The following is a 26,773-nucleotide window of genomic DNA, read 5'->3' on the forward strand; positions in this document are numbered from 1 at the left end:
AAATTCAACCTTATACGTTGCTTATATTTCACCGCGAAACGAGCTTTTGCCGCCAAGGACGGCGTCAGCCGTTTACGCTTGGGTGCGCACGTCAAAAGAGGTTGCATTTGTGCCATGAATGTTGGGTTTGTTAGCTACTTCAATTTTTCTGGCGCTGATATAATTTTATTATAAGAAACGCAGGTAGCATACGCGCCTTGGAAGAGGCTGATCGCGTTCTACATTTCATCCAGCGGGAGGAACAAAAAAATGTCACAGCAGCAAACGCTTCAACAAGACGACATCTCGTTATCTGTTGTCAAATCTAAAGGAAAACCGCTGTTTTATTACCTTATAAAACAATGGCCGTTTCATCTTATGGTGCTTCCATCCCTTGTCTTTCTAATCATCTTCGCGTATTTGCCAATGGGTGGATTAGTCATGGCCTTTCAGGATTATAAACCTTGGCTTGGCTTGACCGGCTCGGAATGGGTTGGGCTTGATCAGTTCCGTTATTTATTTGAGAGAGAGGACAGCATACAGGTTATTTGGAACACGCTGATCATTGCGATTTTCAAAATGGTGCTGAACCTGGTTGCTCCGTTTATGTTCGCCATTCTCTTGAATGAGATTAGAAAGCAGCTCGTAAAGCGTTTCGTACAGACGCTCGTTTATTTGCCGCATTTCTTGTCATGGGTCATTTTGGGCGGGATTTTGACAGACCTGCTGTCAACAGAGGGCGGACTCGTGAATCGCCTGCTGACCAGTGCGTTTGGCATCCAGCCGATCTTCTTCCTCGGCAATGGCGACTGGTTCCGCTTTACGGTTATTCTCTCCGACGTATGGAAAGAGTTCGGCTTCGGAACGGTCGTGTTCCTAGCAGCCCTTGCCAACGTCAATCCGTCGCTCTATGAAGCGGCAGAGGTAGACGGCGCTAACCGTTGGAAGCAAACAATCCACATTACCGTTCCGTCAATGATTCCGATTGCGATCGTCGTAGGCACGCTGGCACTCGGTAACGTGCTGAATGCGGGCTTCGATCAAATCTTCAACCTGTATAATTCATTGGTTTATGCAAAAGGCGATATTATCGATACCTTTGTATATCGGACGGCGATTTTGAACGGCGAGATGGGCTTTGGAACGGCAATCGGATTGTTTAAATCGGTAATCAGCTTTGTATTAGTCGTCATATCTTACCGCCTGGCTTACAAGCTGGCGAATTACAGAATCTTTTAATAAAGGAGGCCATGCGGCATGTATCATAAATCACCATCCTATCGCATATTCAATACGTTTAATACGGTCCTGCTGATCGTTCTAGCTTTGCTTTGCGTCATTCCGCTCCTGCATGTGTTCGCGGTATCGCTTAGCGCGAAGGCTGCGGCTGATGCCAATATCGTCGGCCTATGGCCGGTCGATTTCACGCTTGAGGCTTACAAAAAAACGACAAGCAACCCGATCTTTCTAAACTCGATGTGGATCGCCGTACAAAGAACGGTCATCGGAACGCTGCTAACGCTGGTGTTATCCTTCTTGGCTGCTTACCCGCTGTCCAAAGAAAATAATGCTTTCCGTGGGAGAAACATTTATGCCTGGCTGTTCGTATTCACGATGTTGTTTAACGGCGGTCTTGTTCCTTTCTATATGGTCATTCAGAAGATCGGCTTAATGGATAACTTTTGGGTACTCGTGCTTCCTGGTGCAGTTAACGTATTCCTAACGATCCTCATGCTTAACTTCTTCCGCGGCGTTCCGAAGGAGCTTGAAGAAGCGGCGTTAATCGACGGGGCCGGCCATTTCCGGACCTTGTTCAGCATTTATTTGCCGGTTTCGCTGCCAGCAATTGCGACGCTTGCTTTGTTTAGCATGGTATTTCATTGGAACTCTTGGTTCGACGGCTTGCTCTATATTGGCGATCCAAAAAAATATCCGCTGGCCACCTTCCTTCAGACGGTAATCATTCAGCGCGATATGAGCTCGATGAGTATCAATCCAGCCGATCTAGCTTTGATCTCGCAAAAAACGGTAAAATCGGCGCAAATTTTCATTGGTGCGCTCCCGATCCTGATCGTATATCCATTCCTCCAAAAGTTCTTTGTAAAAGGTTTGGTTATGGGATCGGTTAAGGAGTAGAAGTAAGTCACATGGACAGAAAAAGAGGCACTTAGCCTAGCGCTAGGTGCCTCCTTTGTGCTTTTGTTTCCCTATTCCGAAGTTAAGCGTGTCCCCCAGGGACGAAAGCGCTCCAACCCCGACGTAACGATCAAGCGCCTCACTAACTCCTGGGTTACTCCAGGTGCAGGTGTCCAGAGGGCGCAGCGCCTCGGGGCCCTCCCTTGGAAGGGAGGGTTTGGGTGGGTTCGAAAAGCCTTTGAAGGTGGGTAGTATATTCCCTTATAGATTTCTCACTTCAGGCCCAACGGCCAAATCCTTCACCGATTGAACGCTTATTACCCGCTCGATTAAGTAAGCTCCTCCTAGGAAAATAAGGAAAATGTTTGGATAGCCGTAGCGGGAGAAAGCGACGAATGGAATATAGATGACGGTAAAATAAGCAAGTGTCAGCAAGATGAGCAAATAAGGGATATTGCGCCGAGCAATCGCATTGATAAGCATAAGCAGCAAGCCGGCGCTGCTGATAAGCATCATAATAAAATGGAACAAGACGACCAGCGGGAGAGGGATATTAAACACGGTTTTCCAATAATAAGGCCCGAGGTACAAACCTGTCATTTTATCAATCGTATACCACTTCAGATATTCCATGGGCTGATGCTTAAAGCCGAAGCTTATAATTTTTTTGGCGGTGTCCGCCATGGCGTCATCCGAGCCTGCGAATAAGCTGGCTCTATCCCGAGCCGCATATTCAGGGTGAGCATCGAAGAACGGTTCTGCTGGAGCCGCGTTGTTGATTAAAGCGCCGAGCAGCATCGGATTTCCAGCGGACTTGGTAAAAGGAATGAATTCGTCAAAAGTTATGTAATTCCGGATCCACCATGGGGAGAGCAGCAGCACCATCGTAACGGATATGACGACCGTATGCTTCACGATTGTTCTCCATGACACCTTATTAAACAACCATAATAGGAACAATACGACGGGGAAGAGTCCGGTATGCGGTTTGAAATAACAGCCCATGATGACAAGCACCGCGACGATAATATAATGCTTCGTTTGATTGCTCTTTAAAGCCAGAAGGCTGAAGTAAACCAAAAGGATAAAGATCGTCCGGAAAATCGTCTCCGACAATATAACGCCCGAAGAGAAATAGTCCGGTAAATATAAAGCCGTTGCTATACTCGCGATCAGAGCTGTCCGGCTGTTAAACAAGTTATTCGCAATAACAAATATCAAATAAACAGAAAAGGCCTGAAGAATCACCTGCAAAATGCGAAACGCGATGACAGCGGCATCTCCTTGTCCAAAAATCAGCATGAGGCCGGACAATACAAAGGGCATCCCCGGCATAATGAAGGAGGAAGGTTCTTCGCCGCTGTTATAGGCAAGCGTATGCTTGTTCAATAAAATTTTTGCGCTATTGACGTATTTCACGTCATCATTGTTCAATTTCTCATAGGAGCCTAGCAAATAATGATCGCCGTATAGGAGAACAGACGCGGCACTGATTGCGAATACGATAAGAATAGTGAGCAGTAGAGTGATTTTGACCGGCTTTGATACGTGATTCAGGTTAAACAAAAACGACACACCTCTCGAATATATTTCAGTAGAGATAAACAGAATTTCCCTCTACTTCAATTATAACGTATATAAGATGAAAATTGTTCCGAATCCGCCAGCTGCCCCGGTTACTATTTTTGGCGCGTATAAACATCCGTACAATTGCTTGCTGCCCTGCTTTCATATAGTAAGGTGAGGTGAGCCGAGATGTTCAAAAAAAGATATGCCAGCCGTAACTTTAGAGGGAAGCTGCGTGTCTGCAAATACTTATCAGCGGATAAAAAAATGAAAAGCCATATCCCGGAAACGGTCTCGTTCAGTCGAGAGCACTTGGAAATAATGCTTGATCGCTTCGACACGCTATATGTAAAGCCTGATTTTGGTTTCCAAGGCAGGGGGATATTTAAGCTGAAGCGGACCCGATCCGGCTATGAATTATATGAGATCGTCGGAAAGAAGCAAATCCGCAAAACATTTGCCTCCATATCTAAAGTCTATCATCGTCTAAAGAAGAAAAGTGCGGGTAAGCTTATAATTCAAAAAGGGATAACCTTGGATCGGGTGAAGGATCGTCCCTATGACATCCGTGCGATGGTTCAGCGCAAACCAAGAGGCTCTTGGGTTTGCACGGGCTTTATGGTAAAGGTAGGCGGACGCAACAAAATCGTAACGAATTATTACCAGGGCGGCGCTATTTATACGATGAAAAGACTTGGAGCAGAGCAGGGTATCTCATCCAAGGAGACGGCTGGACGCGTACGGAAACTTACAGGTACCGCTTTACGCATATCGCGGATCTTAAGCAAGCAGCGCTCAGGCATGCATGAGCTTGGCATTGACTTTGCCTACGATAAACAAGGGCATCTCTGGGTGCTTGAGGTGAACTCTAACCATCCGCAATTCCATCCGCTAAAGCGGCTCGACCCACCGGCCTATAAAAAAATGAAGCGATTTGCGGCAAGCTACGGCCGGCGTGAGGCCACATAAAATGAAAAATACAGGCCAGCGAACTGCTGGGCCTATTTTTTTGTGAAATGAATGATTGCGCTTACCTCGATGATTGAAAAGTATCATTTTTAGTTGTTCAGATAGCTATTAGTCGATTTGGTATCAAGCTAGAATACAAGTAGAACAACAAGAGCAAGGGGGATTGAGTAGTGGCGCAGCTTTCCGTTAATGAAGAGCTAATAACTAAACCAAAAACTAAAAATGCATTTCTGAGATTTTTAAAGCAAATGGACATCCAATTGATGGTGCTGCCGGCATTATTACTTATTATCGTGTTCAGCTACATACCGATGTACGGCGTATTAATGGCTTTTCAAGACTACAGCATTTTCAAAGGCTTTATGGCAAGCGAATGGGTTGGCTTGAAGCATTTTGACATGTTTTTCAGCTCACCGGAGTTTTTTGAGGTTATGCGAAATACGATAGTCATCAGCTTATTGAAATTTTGCATCGGATTCCCTGCACCGATTGTGCTCGCCTTAATGTTAAATGAAGTGAAAAACATGATGTTTAAGCGTCTTGTTCAGACAGTAAGCTACCTTCCGCACTTTATGTCTTGGGTAATCGTTGCGGGACTCATCATGTCAATGCTATCTACCGACAATGGAAGCGTTAATATTTTACTTGAGAAAATGAATTTCATAGAGGAGCCGATCAACTTCCTGTCGCTTCCGGAATTGTTCTGGTCCATTCTTGTCTCGACTGGCGTATGGAAAGAAATCGGCTTCGGCTCCATCGTATATCTCGCGGCAATCGCCAGTATTGATCCAAGTATGTACGAAGCGGCATCCATGGATGGCGCGAGCAAGTTTAAACAAATTTTCCTGATAACTTTGCCTTCGATCATGCCGGTTGTCTTGATCTTCATGATTCTCGCTATCGGTAATTTGCTCAACGCTGGCTTTGAGGACATTCTCTTGCTTGCCGTCAACCCTGTGCTTCGGGATGTGTCGGACGTCATCGATACGTATGTCTATCGTGTGGGGATACAGAGCTCAAGGTATTCATACGCCACTGCAGTCGGCTTGTTCAAAGCAGTAATCAGCGTCGGACTTCTGACGATGGCGAACTACCTGGCACGCAGAGCCGGCAGCAGCTTGTGGTAAACTATATAATTAGCCCGGAAAGGCGGAGGATGCAGTGATCAGGCTCAGCTTCGGAGACCGCGTCATGACGGTAACCATCTACATCATACTTACGTTTTTAGCTTTTCTGACCTTTTATCCCTTTTGGAATGCGCTCGTCATTTCATTTAATGCCGGCATAGATACGGCTAAGGGCGGCGTAACCTTTTGGCCGCGCACCTGGACGCTGGAGAACTACGGCATCGTCTTCAAGGACAAGCGTCTGGTCGGCGCATTTCTAGTCTCGATTGCCAGAACGGTCGTCGGTACGGCGGCATCCATTCTTGTAACGGCCATATTCGCATACGGCATTTCGAAGAAAGAGCTGATGGGCCGCAAGTTTTATATGATTTTATGTATCATCACGATGTATTTCAGCGGCGGACTTATTCCATCCTTTCTCCTGATTCGCGAGCTTCACCTGATGAATACGTTCTGGGTATTCATTATTCCTTCGCTGGTCAGCGTGTGGAACATGATTATTTTCCGGACCTTCTTCCAAGGCTTGCCCGCAGGTCTCGAGGAATCGGCAAAAATCGATGGAAGCGGCAACTGGGGCATTTTCTTCCGGATCGTCGTTCCGCTCTCCGGACCCGTGATTGCGACACTATCGCTGTTTACCGCTGTTTTTCATTGGAATGACTGGTTTGGTCCAAGCATTTACATCACCAATGAGAAGCTGCTTCCTATACAAACCATGCTAAAGCAAATTTTGAATTCGAACATTGTCTCGGACCAAATGTCTCAGCTTGATTCCGCCGCACAAGGCCAATTAGCCAAAATGAGAACGGTAACGAGCAAGTCGTTGTCAATGGCGACCATGATGGTAGCCACGATTCCCATTATTATGATTTATCCGTTCGTACAAAAGTATTTCGTAAAGGGTGTGCTGGTCGGCTCCTTGAAGGAGTAGCAGACCACGTATGAAAAGTGGTTTAGAGCGAAAGCTTTGAACATATAAAAAAGAGCTTGAAAGGGGATTTTATACAGATGAAAGCGAAAAGTAAACTGCTCGTCCCTATCGTCTCCGCTTTTATGGCCGTTTCTTTATTGGCTGGATGCAGCGGCAATGGCGGAAATTCCGGCAACGGAGAAACAGCAAACAACACGGCGGATGCGAATAACAGCAACAAACCGGCGTCGGTTTATGAGCTAGGCAAGGAGCAGCTTGATTTTACGCTTTACGGTCATTATGATTGGTACACAATGCCTGCTTGGGGCGGGGATATTACAAGTACATGGATTAGAGATACGAAGAAAGTAAATGTAAAACCGATCCATTCCGGCGGCGCAGCTCCTCAGAAGCTGAACACAATGATCGCAACCGGCGACCTGCCTGACGCGATCTGGCTGGAGCGTGTCGATGTGGAAAAGCTGCGCAGCGCAGATCTCCTCGTACCTTTCGACGACTACTTGGACAAATATCCTAACTTGAAAAAATGGCTCGGTGAAGAGGGCATCAACATGCTTCGTTCCGAGGACGGCAAGCTCTATCAGTTCCCTAACTGGTACACGAAGCAGCCTAACGGAAACGCCGGCTATGTTGTTAATAAAAAGATTTACGCTGAGCTTGGCTCACCTAAGCTTGAAACAACGGATGATCTATACAATTACTTAAAGCTCGTGAAAGAAAAGTATCCGGACGTAGTTCCTTATGAGCCGCATTTGGCAAAAGACGGACAAGGCCTTGACGTATTGTACTCTGCGTTCAAAGAAAATGATCAGAAGTTTCCTGGCATGCGCGCTGTCCCTAACGGCGATAAGCTGACTTCGATCTTCCTTGATCCGCAGTACCGCGAAATGATGCAGTACACGTCGAAGCTGTTCCGCGAGAAATTAATCACGCAGGATGCCATGACGCAAACGATCGATCAAATTACGGAAAAAGTAATGACCGGCCGAGTAGCGGTATTCGCAGCGGCAAGCCCGACGGAAATCGCGATGCAAGCACATGCCGAGCTCGTGAAAAACGATCCGGAAGCTGGATATTTCATGATTTGGCCGATTCACAAAGAAGGCTTGGATAAAGATAAAATTTTCCCGGGCACTTATGGTATGCTTGGTTGGAACGTAACAGTTATTACGAAAAAAGCTAAAAACCCAGAAGCAATCTTCGCTTTCTATGACTGGCTGACAGGCCCTGAAGGCCAAAGCGCATTGATGTGGGGACCTCCAGGCATCTACTGGGATGGCGTAGAAGCAGACGGCGAAACACCGATTTTCACGGACAAATATACATCCGAAGCAGGAGAGATGGCAAAGCTTCAAGGCATTACAACTAACTTGAACTGGGTTGGTAACACCGTATTCATCGACTCAACGAAAGCGAAGTTCGAAGCTACTTTGCCGGTAGAGCAGCAGAACTGGTCGACTCGCTACCAACGTGAAATCACTTGGAAAACGCAATCTAACGCTACGGAGTTCATCAACATTGATCCGCAGCCGGAAACAGAAGAAGGCATTATTCGTCAACGTATCGAGGATCTCTATCTTGAGGTGAGAGCAAAAGCGTTGTTTGCAAAGGATGACGCGGAAGTGCTGGCTATTCTTGATCAAGCGGAGAAGGATGCGCAATCGGCGGGCTACGATAAGCTGCTGGCGTTCAAAACAGAAAAATGGCAGGCGAATCTTGCAAAAATGAAAGCGGAATAATAGATAGTTTTTCATAAAACGGCGGGTATACTAAGTTATTTAGTGTACCCGAGTTTTTTCGTTTCTGTAGAACCTTTTTTTTGTATTAACCTATATCGCGTTTTCCTAATTGGAGCTGATAACATCATGTATAAAGTATTGCTTGCAGACGACGAGAGGCTGGATTTGGAAGGAATGCGTACCTTTATCCCTTGGCAGGATCTTGGCATGGAGGTTGTCGCGGGGGTACTGAACGGCTTTGACGCTTGTAAAGTGCTGGATGCGGAGAAGATTGACATCATCGTTACCGACGTCCGTATGCCGAATATGACGGGGCTGGAGCTCGCAAGACGCGCGCTTGAGCTGTCTAAGGATATTAAAATTATATTCGTCAGCGGCTATCAGGATTTCAGCTACGTGAAGCAGGCATTATCACTCAATGCTGTTAATTATGTGCTGAAGCCGATGGATGACCAGGAGCTGATTGATTCCTTACTCAAGGTTCGCGAGGACTTAGATCAGGAACGGCAGAGGCAGGATGCTTATTGGCAGATGGTTCCGATCGTTAAGAATGAATATTTGCTGCAGCTCTTGGAAGGGACGAGCAGTGCGCGTACGGTTGAGATCCTGAACCAGGAATATGAAATGAACCGTTTCCGTTATCCGGGAATGGCTGCGGTTATCGAAATTGACGATAGGTCATGGAAGCAAAGCGACGAGAGCGAGCCTGAACGGGATGAGATGCAGAAGGTGGTTTCGATTTGTACGGAGCTTGGCGTAAGGCAAATTTGCAAAATAAGCAAGACCCGCATCGCGATCCTTATCGAGCAAGCAGATAACGGGAATTTGCCGGAGCGGATGATCAGCCATGTAAACGAACGGCATGCTTTTTCGATTACGGCAGGAGTAGGGGAGCAATGCCGCTCAATCAGCGAGTTGTCCCATTCCTACAAGCAGGCTGTAGAAGCTTTGGATCTGAAAATGTTCTATGGCAAGGGCAAGGTCATTGGATACGGAGAGGTAAGGCCTGCGGAGAAAGAGGATGTCAAGCATCTCGACGAGAAGCTTGAAGCGTTATTTGTAGCGATGTCAGCGTACGAGCTGGTTCGTATCCATGATGAGCTTGATGAATTGTTCCAGATTGCCAAAAGCTTGAAATCAAAGTTTACGCTGCGGAATTATGCGCTCTATATCGTGATGAAGCTTGATAATTATTTGCAAAGAACGAATGAAAACGTGTTCCAGCTCCTCGGGATGGAATTGAATAATTATGATATCATTATGCAGTTCGAAACCATTAACGATATTCACATATGGCTGAGACGCAGAGTCTATGAAATTTCAGAGACACTGCAGTCGAATAAACAGAAAAAAAATTGGAAGCTCATTAAGCAAATAATCGACTATATGAAAGAGCGCACGCAGGATAACATCACGCTGCGTGATTTGGCAGAGCAATTTTCGCTCTCGCCGAATTATCTCGGATTGATTTTCAAAGAGGAAACAGGCAAAAACTTCAGCGAATATTTCATCCAGCTGCGTATGGAGGAAGCCTGCCGGCTGCTAAAAACGACCAATATGAAAATATACGAAATCGCGGATCGCGTTGGTTATCGGCATTTGCCCTATTTTAGCAGACAATTTAAAGAAATGTACGGCATGACGCCGCTGGAGTATAGACGAACATGACCAATCAGAAGAACGAGCATCGTTATATGCCCTTCGGCATTAAGCTGATGCTTACCTACAGCTTGTTTATTATCATACCGGTATTGCTTGTCGGCTACGCGGCCAATATAATCTTTACGAACTCGATTCAAGAGAGAACACGCGAGATTAATCACGGAACACTGGAGCAGATGAAGGATAATATTACGTACAAAATGGAGGATATGTCCCGCATCTCGGACATGCTTTATTTTGACAGCAACTTAGCTTCTTATTTACGGCATTACGAGGAAGGCTGGGTCAGCTATGAAGCAACGACAAAGCAGCTCCTGCCCAAAATCCAGACCACAATTGAGGCTGCTAACAACAAAATGCGCCTTGCGGTTTATTTGCACAACGATACGCTGCCGGAGATTTACCATAATTATAAAAATACCGATCCTCTCAACGCAGAAGGGCCTTTATTCGATTTGTACCATATAACGAGGATTCTGGACAAGAACTGGTATATGAACTACCCGAAGGAGCATTATGGTCAAACCTTGCAGTGGAAGCAGGTGGAGGGAGACAGTAAGTTCGGGCATATTTCCTTGCTTAGGCGGCTTGTTAATATGAATGATCCGATTTCCCTGGAGGAGATTGGCTTTGTAAGGATCAGCCTAAGGCTGACGGATTTGCTGGAGAGCGTCGATTCTGAAAAAATCGGCAAGGGTACGAAGATTTTTGCGATTGACGAGAATCGTAAAATCATGTTTTCCTCCGGAGATACAGACTATAGGCTTGGCGAAACCTTGAGCGAGGAGAAGATTGCGCATTACTGGGTGATTGACGAAGAAATTCCGCAGCTGAAATGGCATCTTCTTGCGCTTGTCCCGACGGACATTATGGAGAAAGCGACCAATGACGTGAGGCTTTGGACGGTGCTGATTTGTTTGGCATGTTATGTGGTGTTTTCGTTCGTGGGCTTGTTCATTTCCCGGTTTTATTCCCGCAAGGTATCCAAAATCGTACGTGTGCTGGATGCGTTCCAAGAGGGGGATTTCCAGAAGAAGATCGTGTTTAAGGGCAAGGACGAGTTTACGCGGATTTCCGTCGCACTTAATGAAATGGGACAAAATATCGATGAATTGATCCAAGAAGTATATATGACGAATATTAAGAAAAAGGAAGCGGAGCTTGAATCGCTGCAAGCGCAAATTAACCCTCATTTCTTATACAACACCTTGTCTTCGATTAGCCGGTTGGCTAAATTCGGAGAAGTAGACAAGCTGCAGCGCATGGTGCTCGATTTGGCCAAATTTTATCGGTTGTCGCTCAATGAAGGCAGAACCGTCATTCCGATTAAAAATGAGCTGGAGCAGGTTGGCGCTTATATTAATATACAAAAAACCAAGTTCGGCGACGGTATGCAGGCGTTGTTTGATGTTGACCCTGATATTTTGCGGTTTACGACCGTGAAGCTGATTTTGCAGCCGTTTATTGAAAATGCGTTAGAGCATGCCTGGTACGGAGATCGCATTAATATTCGCATCGTCGGAAAGCTGGAAGGCGGGCTGATCACGTTTCAAGTCATAGATGACGGCATCGGTATTCATCCTGAAATACTGCGACAGCTGTCAGATCCGGTGGAAAGCTTGAATGTTGGGTATGGCATTCGCAATGTAGACGGACGCATCCGGCTTCACTTCGGAGCAGAGTATGGCGTCAGGATCGTAAGTAAAAGGGGAATCGGAACCTCCGTTTGCATGACCATTCCCGCAAAAACAAAGGAGAACGAAACAGAGCGTCCTATTTAAAATAGGGCGTTTTTTTATGTTTTTTTATTTTCATGTAATAAAACCTAACATATATATTGACACATCCGTACGTTCCGCTCTATAATTCGGTTAAACGTAAGGTTTCGTGACAAATGAATACAGGTTCTCGAGCATAATCGATGAGAACGACAAGCAGTCTAGGGTTCCGTTAACGACGGCCCGGTGCGATGCAAGCAAGCGCCCCGGGAGGAGTTAAGTCTGGTCCAAGAGACGGCGTATAGATGATGCGGCCTAAACACCTGCTCAGCTATATAACACGGAAGGATAAAAGCCTGGGAGATCACTCTCCTGGGCTTTTATTTTTTTTTATAGCCTATTGCGCTAACAAAGTGTAAACGGCCGTTGCCGTCTTTGGGCAGTTTCGCGGTGGAATAAAAAAAGAAGACAGGAGTGGGGAAAAATGAAAAAAACACTTAAAGCTGCATTGGTTCTAATGCTTATCGTATCGATGACATGGCTTGCTGCATGCTCTGGAAATGCAAAGGAAACAGCGGGAGGGGCTGCAGGTGATCCCATTACCATTGCTCTTAGTCCATGGCCAGGTTGGTATATGTGGTACTTGGTTGAGGAGAAGGGGTTCTTTGAGAAGCATGGCGTGGACGTGAAGCTGGAGTTTTTCCCTGTATACAGTGATTCTCTGCAAGCGATAGCAGCCGGTAAGGTAGATGCGAACAGCCAAACGCTGAGCGATTCGCTCGCGCCGCTGTCAAAGGGCATTGGCCTCAAGGCCGTGCTCGTCAACGATAATTCCTTCGGCGGCGACGCGATCGTAAGTAAACCTGACATCCAATCGATTAAAGACTTGAAAGGGAAGACGGTAGCAACGGAGCTCGGTACCGTAGATCATTTCCTGCTGCTTACCGCCCTCGCGGAGAACGGGATGGATGAAAAGGATATTAAATATGTCAATATGACGGTAAATGATGCCGGCCCGGCCTTTATCTCGGGTAATACGGATGCATCCGTGCTCTGGGAGCCGTTCCAAACGACCGCGGTGAAGGAAGGCAAAGGAAAGGTGCTCTATTCGTCCAAGGAAACGCCTGGGCTCATTCCAGATTTACTCGTTTTCCGTGATTCGGTGGTGAAGAAGCGTCCAGAGGATGTACAGAAAATCGTTGATGCTTGGTTCGATGCGCTGGCTTGGTACGAGGCGAACAAGGAGGAAGCGATAAAGCTGCTTGCCGAGAAGGCAGAGACGACGCCGGAGGATTTTCAGCTCGGTCTAGACAGCATTAAGCTATTTGGCATTGAAGATAACATCAAAGCTTTTGAGAAGCACGATGATTATACGTCGCTTAGCTATACGGGGCTTAAAACGGCCGATTTCCTTTATAAGCTCGATATGGTCGATAAGCTCGACAGCGTAGATGAGTTGTTTGACCCTCAGTTTATAAATAAAAAAGCAGGGAAGTGATAAGCGATGGGAACGCCAATACGACGTAAACCGCATAAATTTCAGCTATTCAAAGACATCGGCCCAAAGCCGTTTGCCGTAACGGCGGGATTTTCCTTCGTTTTGCTGCTCGGAATATGGTCGCTGCTCAGTTATACGGAGACGGTCAGTCCGATCTTTCTGCCAAAGCCGCATGCGGTGCTGGTTCAGCTTATTCTTAATCTCGGCAGTCCGGAGTATTGGGGCCATATCGGAATTAGTGTATTCAGGGTGACGGCCGGCTTCCTATTAGCCTGTGTCATCGCGATTCCTATCGGGGTTTTCGCGGGGACGTTCAAATACGGAGAAGCCTTTGTGGAGCCGCCGATGGAGTTTATCCGCTATATGCCGGCCGTAGCCTTTATTCCGCTCATTATGGTGTGGGCGGGGATCGGGGAATGGGCAAAGGTGCTGCTTATCTTTATCGGCTGCTTCTTCCAGCTGGTGCTCATGGTATCGGATATTACAAAGCGCGTTTCGCATGATCTGCTGCATGCTTCCTTTACACTCGGAGCGACAAGGTGGAAGGCGATTGAAACGGTTATTATTCCAGCGATTCAGCCTCAGTTGATGAATACGCTCCGCCTCATTTTGGGATGGGCGTGGACCTATCTTGTCGTTGCAGAGCTTGTAGCGGTAAGCAGCGGACTCGGCTATCAGATTATGAAGGCGCAGCGATTCTTGAATACGGATGAGATTTTTGTAGGGATCATTGTAATCGGTCTGCTAGGCCTCATCAGCGATCGGATATTTGCCTTTCTAAATCGGCGGCTTTTCCCTTGGGCCTAACGATAATGTAATAATACCTTACATGAATATTGACAAAAATGATTAATCGCTAGTATACTCCTAACAAACGTTAGGGAAAGTGACAACTGAATAGAGGTTCTCATGATTGCCATTGAGAACGACAAGCTGTCTAGGGTTCCGCTGAAGACGGCTGACGAGAAGAAATGGAGCAAAACCATCGTCAGCTTTAAGCAGGACTGGTCCGAGAGACGGCATATAGCAGGGCGGTTTTTCCATAACGCAGCCGGCTATAGTACACGGAAGGATAAAAGCCTGGGAGATTACTCTCCCGGGCTTTCTTTATTTTCAAGGCCAACCAATTAATCGAGGGGGAAACAGTGATGAGCAGCATTTGGAGTACAACTATTCGTCCAGGAGGAAAGTGGTCAGGAACGATCAGCCGGGGGAGATTGCTGCGGTTTACCGCATTGGAAGCGGGGGCGAATCTATCTCTGCTTCTCTATAACGCAAAGGATTTGACGGAACGCTACAATATGCCCGACACGCTAAAAGCGCAGTATACCTCACATTTAACAAAAGGGAATGTGCTGATGAGTGATAACGGACGGTCGCTGGCGAGCATCGTTGAAGACCAGCTTGGCTGGCACGATACGATAAGCGGGTACACGAGCCGCAAGGTTACGGATGTGAAGTATGGAAAAACCACCTACCAGGAGCTGCGAAATGAATGGCTGCACAGCGGAGAAGAAAATTTTGCAGTTGAGCTGGTGAGAAACGGTCTGGGTGTGAGGGACCTTGTTCCCGTCGTGAATTTGTTTTCCAAAGTGTTTTGCGATGAGCAGGGCAGGATGCATTTTAGCTCGGAGCATTGCAAGGCAGGTGCAGCCGTAACGCTTAGGACGGATATGGATGTGCTGCTCCTGCTGTCGAACACGCCTAATCCGCTCGATCCAAGCAGAGAGTATCCGTCCGTTCCCGTTCACATTGAGGTTTTGGAAGCTGACCCGGCTGCTGACGATGATTATTGCTTGAATTACCGGCCGGAGAACCGGCGCGCTTATGAAAATACGCAGGAATATTACCYGCTGCAAGGCCTATAGAACTTATCAATCCATGATCAGGAGGAATGACAATGTCTGTTTTTAATCGAGTGGAAAGCACGCGCAGGGCAGAGGATGCGATATATGATGAAGTGATCGCGGCAGGTGACGGCTGGATGTATGATCTGCAGCCCGGCCAAGTGCTGCGAATCGTTGATTTGGATGGCAATCAAGCGGCCGATACGTTGTTTTACGATGCGGATCATCCTGAGGACCATTATAGTGCGGTAGCGACGATTGCCGGGCAAGGAAACATCTATTTGACGACAGGAAGCGTGCTCCTCTCCGAATCCGGCAAGGAAATGCTGAGGATTGTCGCGGATACGTGCGGGCGCCATGATACGGTCGGAGGCTCCTGCTCCGCTCAGAGCAATACGGTGCGATATTCACATGATAAGCTCCACATGCACAATTGCCGGGATACGTTTATGCTGCAGCTGGCGAAGCGGAACGAGAATTATACGAAAAGGGATTTGGCTCCGAATATTAACTTCTTCATGAACGTGCCGGTTACGGCAGACGGCGGCCTCCAGTTTGCGGATGGCGTATCCTCGCCCGGCGCCTATGTGGAGCTTCAATCGCTTTGCCGCACGACGGCGCTGCTCAGCAACTGCCCGCAGCTAAACAATCCTTGTAATGCCTATAACCCAACACCGATTCGGGTGCTCGTCTGGAATTCATAGCATTCATCTTCTTTTTAATAATACAAGAGAGCGACTAGGCGAGGAGAGATTATGATGTTCACAAAAGTATTGATTGCAAACCGCGGCGCTATCGCCGTTCGTATAGAGCGCACCTTGCGCAAGCTTGGCATTTCTTCGGTGGCTGTATATACTGGAGCCGATCAAGACAGCCTGCATGTCGATCATGCGGACGAAGCTATTCTTATCGGAGAAGGTCCAGCGAAAGAAAGCTATTTGAATACGGAGCTGATTTTGCAAACGGCGCTGGAAACAGGCGCGCAGGCGATTCATCCCGGCTATGGCTTCCTTAGCGAAAATGCGGATTTTGCCCGGGCCTGCCGTGAGCACGGCATAGTATTCATCGGTCCGACTCCGGAGCAAATGGAGATGTTTGGCCTAAAGCATTCGGCGAGGGAAATCGCCGAGCGGGCAGGCGTCCCGTTATTGCCGGGAACGGCATTGATTACGGAGCTTTCGGAAGCGCTGGAGCAGGCTGCGCAGATCGGCTATCCCGTTATATTGAAAAGCACGGCAGGCGGCGGAGGTATCGGGATGCGGGTTTGCGCCGATGAGGATGCGCTGCGCTCGGCTTATGACGGCGTGAAGCATTTGGCGGAAACCAACTTCAAAAACGGCGGTTTGTTTTTGGAGAAATATATTGCGAGAGCACGTCATGTCGAGGTGCAAATTTTCGGGAACGGCTTCGGCGAGGTCGTCACGCTGGGCGAACGCGATTGCTCCATTCAGCGACGCAACCAAAAGGTGATCGAAGAGAGTCCGGCTCCAAATCTGACAGATGAGGTTCGGAATGCAATGTTCGATGCTTCGAAGCGCCTCGCGGCCGAAGCGGGCTATCGCAGCGCGGGAACGGTAGAGTATTTGTACGATCCGGAATCCGGCGAATTTTATTTCCTTGAGGTGAATACGCGGCTGCAAGTAGAGCATGGCGTAACCGAAGAGGTGCTGGGCGTAGATCTAGTCGAATGGATGGTTCGAGAAGCGGCGAATGAGCTTACTGATTTGCAGTCGCTTGTGAAAGCGCCGGTTGGACACAGTATCCAAGCGAGAATCTACGCAGAGGATTGCTTGCAGAACTTCCGGCCAAGCGCGGGACAATTGGATCAAGCTGTATTTTCGGCTAACGCCCGCAATGAATCCTGGGTAAGAGACGGTCTTACGGTGACAACGCTTTATGATCCGATGCTGGCTAAAATCATCGTGCATGGCGCAGACCGGGAGGAGGCCATCGGGAAGCTGATTCAGGCGCTCCGCGAGACGAGGATGTACGGCATTACGACGAATTTGCAATACTTGCAGGCTTTGCTTGGGGATCAAGAAGTAGTGGATGGCAATGTCTACACGCAGCTGTTAAACGGTTTTGAGCCTGCCGAGCATGCGCTTGAGGTGGTCGACGGCGGCGTGCAAACGACGGTACAGGATTGGCCGGGCCGGGTAGGACACTGGGATGTCGGCGTTCCGCCGTGCGGACCGATGGACCCGTATTCCTTCCGTATAGGCAATAAATTGCTCGGCAACGACAATCATGCTGCCGGCCTTGAGCTTACGCTGCGCGGGGGCTCGTATAAATTTCGCAGCGGCGTATGGTTTTGTGTAACCGGCGCCGATATGGAAGCAGAGCTGGACGGCGTTAAGGTAGAGTCTTACAAGCCAACGTTTGCGGAACGAGGACAGGTGCTTAGCTTTGGGGAAGCGCAGATGGGCTTGCGTACGTATTTGCTCGTTGCCGGAGGCTTCGATATGCCGCGTATTCTCGGAAGCGCCGCTACCTTCACCCTTGGAGGCTTCGGCGGACACGGCGGCCGTGCGCTGCGCGCGGGGGACGTACTTGGCTTAAACAAAGGCGCTGAACCACTTGTCATGGCGGAGCTTGATTTCGCCGAACGGCCGCAAATGACGCGGGAATGGACGATTGGCGTCATTCCTGGACCGCATTGCACGGGAGAATTCCTGAAGCCTGAATATTTAAACCAGCTTTCGGAGACGGCTTTTGAGGTTCATTTTAACAGCTCGCGCACCGGTGTTCGCTTGATCGGGCCAGCCCCGCTATGGACGCGGGAGGATGGTGGAGAAGCGGGGCTTCACCCCTCGAATATTCATGATAATGCCTATGCGATTGGCACGCTGGATTTGACGGGCGATATGCCGATCCTGCTTGGACCAGACGGACCAAGCCTCGGCGGGTTCGTATGTCCGGTTACGACGGCATCGGCGCAGTTCTGGAAAATCGGGCAGCTTCATGCTGGCGATAAAGTGCGGTTCCAGCTGTTAACGCTTGAGGAAGCCGATGAGCTGCGGGACCTGCAGGAGCGTAATTTGGAGGCGATTGGGAGATCGGCGCGCATTGGCCTGCCTAATGCAGAGATGAAGACCGCCTCTGCTGTTTTAACGCCAGATTATCCGCTTCTCGTAAATGAGGTGGAAGGCCGCAGGTTTCCAATCAAGATTCGCAGCAGCGGCGATGAGAATTTGCTCGTGGAATATGGTGATTTAGAGCTGGATCTTCTGCTTCGCTTTCAAGCGCATGCGCTTATGCAAGCCATCGAGCAATCGGGACGTATTCCGGTGCTGGATTTGACGCCGGGCATTCGCTCCTTGCAGGTGCATATTGACCGCTCCAACATTACCGTTAGCGAGGCATGCTCGATTATTTTGGAGCTGGACAGCATGCTGCCGCCGCTAGAGTCGATCCAGGTGCCATCGCGTATTGTCCGCCTGCCGCTGTCCTGGGATGACCCGGCCACGCAGCTTGCGATTGACCGCTACCAGCAAACGGTTCGCCCTGACGCGCCTTGGTGCCCAAGCAATATTGAATTCATCAGGCGCATTAACGGGCTGGATAGCATAGAGGATGTGCAAAAAATCGTATACGAAGCCAACTATTTGGTGCTTGGCTTAGGCGACGTCTACTTGGGCGCTCCGGTTGCAACACCGGTCGATCCGCGTCATCGCCTCGTTACGACCAAGTACAATCCCGCGCGTACGTGGACACCGGAAAATGCGGTCGGCATCGGCGGTGCGTATATGTGTGTATACGGGATGGAGGGGCCTGGGGGCTATCAATTCGTCGGACGCACGATCCAAATGTGGAACCGCCTGCGCAGCACGGAAAGCTTTAAGCCTGGCAAGCCTTGGCTTCTGCGGTTTTTTGACCAAATTCAGTTTTATCCTGTGGAGGCGGATGAGCTGCTGAAGCTGCGCGAGGATTTCCTTCGCGGCCGTTATGAAGCGGATATTACGGAAACGACGTTTGATCTTGGCGAGTACTTGAAGTTTCTAGGATCCATTGAAGAAAGCACGGTGGCGTTTAAGGAAAAGCAGCAGGCATCATTCCAAGCGGAGCGCGAGAGCTGGAAGGAGCTTGGACTTGCCGAGTACGTAGCGGAGCATGAGCCTGCGCGGACCGAGCAGGAGGAGGAGCTGCAGGAGGGTGCTGCCGCGATTCGCTGCACGATGCCGGGCAGTGTATGGAAGGTGCTTGTGAGTCCCGGCGAGCAGGTGAAAAAGGGCGATACGCTCATCATTGTGGAAAGCATGAAAATGGAGTTTTCACAGCAAGCCTCCTGCGACGGTGAGGTATGCTCGGTGCATGTGGAGCCGGGTGACCAAGTCCATACGGGGCAGCTTATTGTCGGTATTCTGCAGCACAAGGAAACGGAGGCGGTTGTATGACAAAGCAAGGATTTCCCCTTCAATTGACGATGGAATGGCTTCAAATAAGCTACAAGAGCGGGGCGTTGATGCCTGAGGATGTTATGCTGGAAATCATTCGGCGAGCGGAAGCGGATTCGGATATGAATGTTTGGATCACGCCTCCGTCGATGGCTGTGTTGAAGCCATATTTGGAAAGGCTTGTCGAGATGGATCCGGCTAATGCGCCGCTTTGGGGTATTCCCTTCGCCATTAAGGATAATATCGATGTAGCCGGGATTCCGACGACGGCCGGCTGCTCAGAATTTGCATATACGCCAGTGGAGCATGCAGCGGTAGTAGAACGGCTGGTAGCCGCAGGAGCAATCCCTCTAGGCAAAACCAACCTCGATCAATTTGCGACGGGACTTGTCGGTACTCGCAGTCCCTACGGAGAAGCGCATAATGCGCTTCGTCCGGAGCTGATCAGCGGCGGCTCGAGCTCCGGCTCGGCCGTTGCGGCAGCCCGCGGGCATGCCGTGTTTTCGCTTGGTACGGATACGGCTGGCTCCGGCCGCGTACCCGCTGCGCTAAATGAGCTTGTGGGCTATAAGCCCAGTCTTGGGTCGTGGCCGGTAAAGGGCGTCGTTCCGGCTTGCGCAAGCCTGGATTGCGTTACGGTATTTGCTCATAGTCTGGAGGAAGCGCTCATTGTGGACGGCATTGCCCGCGGCATGCATGAGAACGATCCTTGGTCGCGCGATGTGAAGCAGCAGCGGCCAAAGCTTCCGGCTAAGCTCTGTTTGCCCAAGCAGGCGGTTGCTTTCTTCGGGCCGTTCGCGGAGCAGTATGAGCGCGCTTGGCATGCGGCAATTGGTCGGTTGGAGCAATTAAACCTTCCGATCGAGTATGTGGATTATGATTTGTTTTCGGATGCGGCTGCGATTTTGTACGGCGGACCGTGGGTTGCGGAGCGCTGGGCAGACCTAAGCGGGTTCATTGATTCGAATCCAGGCGCCGCCTTCCCTGTGACAGAACGGATTTTACGGTCTGGCGCAGCAGCGGAGCATGATGCGGCATCAGTGTTTAGCGCTATGCATAAGCTGCAGGCATATAAGCTGGAAGCGAGAAAGCTGCTGCAGGATGCGGTGCTAGTCATGCCGACCTGCGGCGGAACATGGACGCGCGAGCAGGTAAGAAAGGAACCATACAGCACGAACAGCGATATGGGGCGTTACACGAACCATTGCAATTTACTCGATTTGTGCGCGGTAGCGGTACCTTCGGACGCTGCAGAGGAGCGGCTGCCCTTCGGCATTACGCTGTTCGCGCTTGCGGAAAACGAGCATCTGATGATCGAAGCGGCGCGTTCGTTTCTGAGAGGCGGGGAGCGGGCTGCTGCGGCTGTTCCAGTGGAGTCGAGACGATCAGACTCGGCGCGGACAGGGTTCGCAGCAGAGGATATCGCCCTCGAAGCTAATCCCAGAGAACCTTCGATTACCGTAGCCGTATGTGGTCTGCATATGCGCGGTTACCCGCTTGAGAAGCAAATGATTGGTTTGAATGCGCGTTTCATGCGCGAAGCCAGCTCAGCGCCCCGCTACAAACTGGTTAAGCTGCCAACGACGCCAGCGAAACCGGGTATGATCAAGCAGCAGCAGGGAGGCGCAAGCATCGAGCTGGAGCTATGGGAAATGTCCCCGGCATCCTTCGGGATATTTACTTCCTTAATCCCGGCGCCGCTCGGCATCGGGAAAGTCGAACTGCTGGACGGTACAGAGGTTTCCGGCTTCGTATGCGAGGCCTATGCAGCTGCGGAGGCGGAGGATATTACGGCATATGGTGGCTGGCGCTACATTCCACAGTTATAAAGGTTTGAGAAAAGACTTCCTTCGTCTCACTGATGAGACGAAGGAAGTCTTTTGCTTGCTGCCGAAACAACAGCCCCTCTTTTGCGGCAGAGCCTAGGGCAGCAGCTCAAGAAAGCGTTTGGCTGCCGAGGACCTCGGCACGCGGCGAAGTGTAGCGATGCCGATGCTGCGCACGGGTATGGGAGGGTGCAGCGGGATTTCGATAAGCGAGCCGGAGGCAAGTTCGTCTTTTACATATTCACGAATAAGGAAGGCTAGCCCAAAGCCGCTTCTCGCGAATTGGGCAAGCAAATCGAAGCTGCCCAGCTCAAGCTCCGGATTCAGCTTCACGCCATGCGATTCGGTGTACACGTCAAGGAAACGGCGGGTGCTTGCGTCTTTTTCCAAGAGCAGCAAGGGATACCGAGATATATCCGCAAGATTCATTACAGAGCTGCCGAGCGATGAATAAGCATGGCCGCAGGCGAGCATATCCTGTACCTTAGTGCTTTCTCGAAAGTCGAGCTGACTGTCAGAGGCGGGCATATGAACGATGCCGAAATCGATCTTCCCCTCTTTGAGAAGTGCTATCGTCTCGGGAGTTGTACGATTGGTCACACGGATGCGGATGCCGGGATACTCGGATCGGAACCGCTCCAAATAAGGCATTAAATAATGTTTACATAACGTATCGCTGGCGCCAATGCTAATTTCACCGCTTTGCAGATTATGCATTTCAGCAAGCATCTTCTCCCCTGACTCCATGAAGGTATAGGCTTGCTCGATATAACGATAAAGCATCTCGCCTTCTGTCGTAAGCTTAACTCCCTTTGCCATGCGAAAAAACAGCTGTCCGCCCAGTTTTGCCTCTAATTGCTTAATGGTATGCGTGACGGCAGGCTGCGTAATATAAAGCTGCTCGGCTGCACGTGACAGACTGCCAGTCTTAGCCGTCCAGTAAAAGACGCGGTACCACTCCATATTAACGATCATATCCATTACCTCACCTAATACATGATATTAGATATATCAATTATTCTAATGCTGTCTCTATCATTATAATGAACGATGTAAGGTGAAAACAAGATCGGGAGGCGATTGCTTTGACGGTAACGGCGATTGTAGGGGCGAACTGGGGAGATGAAGGCAAGGGGAAAATGACGGATGCGCTGGCGGCAAAGTCCTCTTTTGTCGTGCGGTACCAAGGCGGCAGCAATGCCGGACATACGATTATAAACAGCTACGGAAAATTTGCGCTCCATATGCTGCCATCCGGTGTTTTTTATCCGGAGATTACAAACGTTATCGGCCCAGGTACGGCACTCGATATTGATGTGCTGCTGCGGGAGCGCGATGAACTGCTCAGCAGAGGCGTTCCCGAGCCTCGCATCCGAATATCGGAACGGGCGCAGGTCGTGCTTCCGATTCATCGGCTGTTCGATGAGCTGGAGGAGTCGAGGCTCGGTGAGAATAGCTTTGGATCGACCAAGCGCGGAATTGCTCCATTTTATGCAGATAAATATGCAAAGCTTGGCGTTCAGGTTGCGGATTTATACGAGGAGGAGCGGCTGCTGAAGCGACTCGAACAATCATTAGCTGCAAAAAATATTCTTCTCGAGCAGCTATACAATCGCAAGCCAATTCACGCAAGCGAGCTGCTGCCTGAGCTGCGCAGTCAAGCAGAGAAGCTGAGACCGTATGTATGCGATACAAGCAGTCTTCTCCATGACGCTTATCGTAACGGAGAGACGATTTTGCTGGAGGGACAGCTTGGCGCATTGCGTGACCCCGACCACGGCATTTATCCGTATTCGACCTCTTCTTCGACGCTGGCTGGTTTTGCGCCGGTCGGTGCGGGACTGCCGCCATATGCGATTACGCGGATTATTGCGGTAGTAAAAGCGTATTCCAGCTGCGTGGGAGCTGGCCCTTTTGTTAGCGAGTTGATGGGCGAAGAAGCGGATCAGCTGCGCCGATTGGGCGGCGACGCCGGAGAATTCGGGGCAACGACGGGAAGACCGCGCCGAGTGGGCTGGTTTGATGCGGCAGCTACGCGCTACGGCTGCATGCTTCAAGGCGCTACGGAGGCTGCGCTGACAAATCTCGATGTGCTCGGCTACTTAGAGGAAATACCGGTATGTGTAGGCTATGAGCTGGATGGGCGAATCGTAAAGGAGTCGTTTCCCGTAACGGCTAAGCTGGAAGAAGCAAAGCCGGTCTTGGAGCGCCTTCCCGGATGGAGATGCGACATCTCACATATCCGCAGATTCGAGGATTTGCCCGAGGCGGCGCAGCAATATGTCCGCTTCGTAGAAAATTCTGTTGGAGTAAAAGTCGGAAGCGTATCGGTTGGGCCAAAACGCGAGCAGCTCATTACGCTCTAATGATTAGGAGATCATCTCCTTAGTTGGCAGCCCAACCGTTAAGGGAAATAAAGTTCTTTCATTATTTGTTATCACAATCCAGAGCCAGTGGACATAAAAAAGATGACCCCTGATAAATTCGAGGCCACTGAAAAAGTCCTTAATATGAAAAAGGCACAATCTACTCAAGTTTTATTGAGGAGACTGTGCCTTTTCTCTATATAATTAAGGTATTAAACCAAGTAGGTGAATGAGATGATTCAAAAACAACAATCTATGACTTTAAGCCCTTATTTGGAACTTTATAACTTGGTGGTGCCGAAAGACAATATGTTACGGCAAATACGGAGGGTATGAAAAAAATAAATTGAACATGAAATAACGCTATGATATAATCGATAGCGTTATTGACAAATTAAATTAAGTAGTGCGTACAGTTTTATTCCTACTTTAATTGTACATCTGGAATTTCAATTTGTCAATGCTCTTTTTTATCCCAGAAAAAGGAAAAAGGAGTGTGTTCGGGAGAGATGGAAACGAAGGATTGGCGGCAGGAACAGGAGCGGTTGGAACGGGTCAGGAACAAGCTGCAGGCGAGAATTGCCGAACTGGAGCCGGAGGTTGCCGGGCTGCGCGATCAAGCTACGGACATCCGCAAGCGGTTTTGGGAAGAAGTTACGATCAACACAAGCACGTACGAAGATTTCGAAGAGACTTTCTATACGATTAACCAGCAGTCCGCGGTATTGGCCGAACGGGAGCGCGGCCACAAGCTGTTGACAGAGCAATGGAAAAGCATGAACCGTCTGCTGCCGTCTCCTTATTTTGGACGCATCGACTTTCAGGAGGATGGCCTGGACCTCAGCGAGCAGATCTATATCGGCGTATCTTCCTTCGTCGACGAAGATGGATTGAGCTTTCTGATCTATGACTGGCGTACGCCAATCGCTAGCTTGTACTACGACTACTCCCCCGGCCTGGCATCTTATGTCACGCCGGCCGGACGAATCGAAGGGACGATGGAGCTCAAGCGGCAGTTTCAGATTCAAAACGGGCAAATCCGCAACATGTTTGATGCGAGCGAAACAATCGGAGACGAATTACTGCAGCAAGTGCTCGGCAAAGGTGCGGACTCGCAAATGAAGAGTATCGTGGCAACCATCCAGAAGGAACAAAACACCATCATCCGCAATGACAAAAGCCGGATGCTTATCGTACAAGGGGCTGCCGGCAGCGGTAAGACTTCCGCGGCATTGCAGCGGGTGGCGTACTTGCTGTACAAACACCGCCAGACGATCAAGGCTGATCAGATCGTTCTTTTCTCACCGAATCCGATGTTTACCAGTTATATCTCCACCGTCCTTCCGGAACTCGGTGAAGAGAATATGCAGCAGACGACATTTCAAGAATATCTCGACTATTGGCTAGGTTCTTCGTTACGGCCGGAGGATTCTTTTGATCAGATCGAATATGTTCTGACCGCACAAGGAGCGCCGGGGTATGAGGCTCGTCTTCAGGGGATCGAGTATAAAGCTTCCGAAGCCTTCCTGGAAGCCCTGCAGAACTATGGAATGTGGCTGGGACGGGAAGGCATGCGTTTCAACGGTATTCGGATTCGAGACCGCGATTTGATTACCGCGGAGCGAATGAGAGCGAAATTTTACGGTTATGACCGTTCCCTGCCGTTGCTCAATCGTGTCGTTCTCTTACAGGAATGGCTGCTGAATGAACTGGCTTTGCTGGAACGCATGGAACGGGAAGCGTCTTGGGTACAGGAAGAGTTGAATTATCTCGACACCGATCAGTACGCGGAAGTCTTCGGAATGCTGCATAAAGAGAAGGAAGTATTCGACGTTGCGGAACAATACGCCGCAGTTCGCGAGAAAATTAACAACAAGCGCCGGGAAGATGAAGGCGACTTTGACTACGCCCAGAGGGAGGAAGAACTRCTCCGTCGAAGGATCGTGAAAGAAAGCTTTAAACCGCTAAGGAAAAGTGTGAGGAAATTCTCGTTTGTAGATGTCAAAGGCATATATGGCCAATTGTTTGAGGGTGAAGCCGCTTATCGGGAGAAAACAAATGGGGCCGTCATCCCCCCGCTGTGGCCTGAAATATGCAGCCAAACCAAGGATATGCTGCTCCGGAACGAGTTGTTCCACGAGGATGCGACTCCGTATTTGTATGTAAAAGAACTGATCGAAGGCGTCCGGACGAACACGGAAATCCGGTATGTTTTCGTTGATGAGGGTCAGGATTATTCGTCGTTTCAATATGAATATCTAAAAAAGCTGTTTCCCCGTGCTCGGATGACGGTACTCGGCGATTTTGGGCAAGCTATCTTCATGCAGGCTACAAGTTTGACCGCATCCGATTCACCGCTGGTCCGCCTTTTCGGCGAAGCCGAAACAAGCCTTGTCTGCCTGGTACGCAGTTATCGATCAACCAGGGAGATTGTTGAATTTACGAAATCGATGCTTCCAGGCGGAGAAGAAATTGAACCGTTTGAAAGGGGAGGCCAAAAGCCCCTTCTGACGAGACTGGAAGGCGGGGAGAAGCGTTATGCGCAAATTCTGGCAGACATCGCGGTGCTCATGGCCGAGGGCTTCGATTCCATCGCCGTCATTACGAAGACCGCAGCCGAAAGCCGTGAGGCCTATGAATCGTTACGGATTCATGGAGGCGAAGCTCTTCAGCTCATTACGAAGGAGACGCTGGGCTTTGAAAAAGGAGTGATGGTCATTCCCGTGTATCTCGCCAAGGGTGTCGAGTTCGATGCAGTCTTGGTCTATGATGCTTCGCCCGAAGCATACGGCCGGGACAACGAACGCAAGCTACTTTATACGGCGTGTACGCGGGCCATGCACCGGCTTAATCTTTACACGACGGGCGATTGGTCGCCTCTCGTGCAGGCATTGCCTGCGAATTTGTACGAGAAAGCGCCAAATTGACGGATCAGGGTGGCGTCGGCCGCGATGAGCTGCTGCTCATGATTCAGCAAACCTTCGGCACCAGCCGTTTCACATTGCTCGACCATTA

Annotated in this window: 18 protein-coding genes and 2 riboswitches; of the genes, 16 read left to right on the forward strand and 2 right to left on the reverse strand. The window is 49.5% G+C overall.

Annotated elements, in window-relative coordinates; genetic code table 11:
• Positions 1-357: 357 nt before the first annotated feature.
• Positions 358-1,218: an ABC transporter permease gene (locus tag AC1DLI_RS05295; protein WP_477600654.1), complete on the forward strand. Its 861-nt coding sequence runs from the start codon at positions 358-360 to the stop codon at positions 1,216-1,218.
• Between the two features lie 18 nt (positions 1,219-1,236).
• A complete protein-coding gene (locus tag AC1DLI_RS05300) occupies positions 1,237-2,115 on the forward strand; it encodes a carbohydrate ABC transporter permease (RefSeq protein WP_308994317.1) in 879 nt (292 codons plus the stop codon).
• Between the two features lie 261 nt (positions 2,116-2,376).
• Here the strand turns inward: AC1DLI_RS05300 and AC1DLI_RS05305 are convergent, their stop codons facing one another.
• Positions 2,377-3,681, reverse strand: coding sequence for a glycosyltransferase family 39 protein (locus AC1DLI_RS05305; RefSeq protein WP_477600319.1), 1,305 nt, complete (start codon positions 3,679-3,681; stop codon positions 2,377-2,379).
• A 189-nt stretch (positions 3,682-3,870) separates the two neighbouring features.
• Between AC1DLI_RS05305 and AC1DLI_RS05310 the strand changes: the two genes are divergently transcribed.
• The 12 genes from AC1DLI_RS05310 to atzF all read left to right on the forward strand — a co-directional run bounded on the left by AC1DLI_RS05310 (position 3,871) and on the right by atzF (position 21,395).
• Positions 3,871-4,650, forward strand: coding sequence for a YheC/YheD family protein (locus AC1DLI_RS05310; protein WP_477600321.1), 780 nt, complete (start codon positions 3,871-3,873; stop codon positions 4,648-4,650).
• Positions 4,651-4,820: 170 nt separating this feature from the next.
• Positions 4,821-5,777, forward strand: coding sequence for an ABC transporter permease (locus tag AC1DLI_RS05315; RefSeq protein ID WP_477600323.1), 957 nt, complete (start codon positions 4,821-4,823; stop codon positions 5,775-5,777).
• A 34-nt stretch (positions 5,778-5,811) separates the two neighbouring features.
• On the forward strand, positions 5,812-6,708 hold the full coding sequence (locus AC1DLI_RS05320) for a carbohydrate ABC transporter permease (RefSeq protein WP_477600325.1): 897 nt from the start codon (positions 5,812-5,814) through the stop codon (positions 6,706-6,708).
• 77 nt (positions 6,709-6,785) lie between these two features.
• Positions 6,786-8,447: an extracellular solute-binding protein gene (locus AC1DLI_RS05325; protein ID WP_477600327.1), complete on the forward strand. Its 1,662-nt coding sequence runs from the start codon at positions 6,786-6,788 to the stop codon at positions 8,445-8,447.
• Between the two features lie 126 nt (positions 8,448-8,573).
• Positions 8,574-10,115: a helix-turn-helix domain-containing protein gene (locus tag AC1DLI_RS05330; protein ID WP_477600329.1), complete on the forward strand. Its 1,542-nt coding sequence runs from the start codon at positions 8,574-8,576 to the stop codon at positions 10,113-10,115.
• Positions 10,112-11,890, forward strand: coding sequence for a cache domain-containing sensor histidine kinase (locus AC1DLI_RS05335; protein ID WP_477600331.1), 1,779 nt, complete (start codon positions 10,112-10,114; stop codon positions 11,888-11,890). Before AC1DLI_RS05330 ends, AC1DLI_RS05335 begins: the two co-directional genes overlap by 4 nt.
• A gap of 147 nt (positions 11,891-12,037) precedes the next feature.
• A riboswitch (guanidine-I (ykkC/yxkD leader) is annotated at positions 12,038-12,192 on the forward strand.
• Positions 12,193-12,311: 119 nt separating this feature from the next.
• Positions 12,312-13,325, forward strand: coding sequence for an ABC transporter substrate-binding protein (locus tag AC1DLI_RS05340; RefSeq protein ID WP_477600333.1), 1,014 nt, complete (start codon positions 12,312-12,314; stop codon positions 13,323-13,325).
• A gap of 6 nt (positions 13,326-13,331) precedes the next feature.
• The gene (locus tag AC1DLI_RS05345; protein WP_477600335.1) at positions 13,332-14,132 is read left to right on the forward strand and encodes an ABC transporter permease; all 801 of its coding nucleotides are present in this window, start codon (positions 13,332-13,334) and stop codon (positions 14,130-14,132) included.
• Between the two features lie 119 nt (positions 14,133-14,251).
• A riboswitch (guanidine-I (ykkC/yxkD leader) is annotated at positions 14,252-14,414 on the forward strand.
• Between the two features lie 59 nt (positions 14,415-14,473).
• Positions 14,474-15,193 carry an urea amidolyase associated protein UAAP1 gene (locus AC1DLI_RS05350; RefSeq protein WP_477600337.1) on the forward strand — a complete coding sequence of 240 codons (720 nt, stop codon included), beginning with the start codon at positions 14,474-14,476 and terminating at the stop codon, positions 15,191-15,193.
• 32 nt (positions 15,194-15,225) lie between these two features.
• Positions 15,226-15,876, forward strand: coding sequence for an urea amidolyase associated protein UAAP2 (locus AC1DLI_RS05355; RefSeq protein WP_477600339.1), 651 nt, complete (start codon positions 15,226-15,228; stop codon positions 15,874-15,876).
• Positions 15,877-15,930: 54 nt separating this feature from the next.
• Complete coding sequence (gene uca, locus AC1DLI_RS05360) at positions 15,931-19,566, forward strand: urea carboxylase (RefSeq protein ID WP_477600341.1); 3,636 nt, start codon at positions 15,931-15,933, stop codon at positions 19,564-19,566.
• Positions 19,563-21,395, forward strand: a complete 1,833-nt coding sequence (gene atzF, locus AC1DLI_RS05365) for an allophanate hydrolase (RefSeq protein WP_477600344.1) — start codon at positions 19,563-19,565, stop codon at positions 21,393-21,395. Before uca ends, atzF begins: the two co-directional genes overlap by 4 nt.
• Before the next feature lie 93 nt (positions 21,396-21,488).
• Here the strand turns inward: atzF and AC1DLI_RS05370 are convergent, their stop codons facing one another.
• Positions 21,489-22,367, reverse strand: a complete 879-nt coding sequence (locus AC1DLI_RS05370; protein WP_477600346.1) for a LysR family transcriptional regulator — start codon at positions 22,365-22,367, stop codon at positions 21,489-21,491.
• A gap of 110 nt (positions 22,368-22,477) precedes the next feature.
• Between AC1DLI_RS05370 and AC1DLI_RS05375 the strand changes: the two genes are divergently transcribed.
• Both AC1DLI_RS05375 and helD read left to right on the forward strand, forming a co-directional pair.
• A complete protein-coding gene (locus AC1DLI_RS05375) occupies positions 22,478-23,758 on the forward strand; it encodes an adenylosuccinate synthase (RefSeq protein ID WP_477600348.1) in 1,281 nt (426 codons plus the stop codon).
• A 509-nt stretch (positions 23,759-24,267) separates the two neighbouring features.
• Positions 24,268-26,685: an RNA polymerase recycling motor HelD gene (gene helD, locus AC1DLI_RS05380; RefSeq protein WP_477600350.1), complete on the forward strand. Its 2,418-nt coding sequence runs from the start codon at positions 24,268-24,270 to the stop codon at positions 26,683-26,685.
• Positions 26,686-26,773: the final 88 nt, after the last annotated feature.

This window comes from Paenibacillus sp. 01T443 (genome assembly GCF_056398325.1).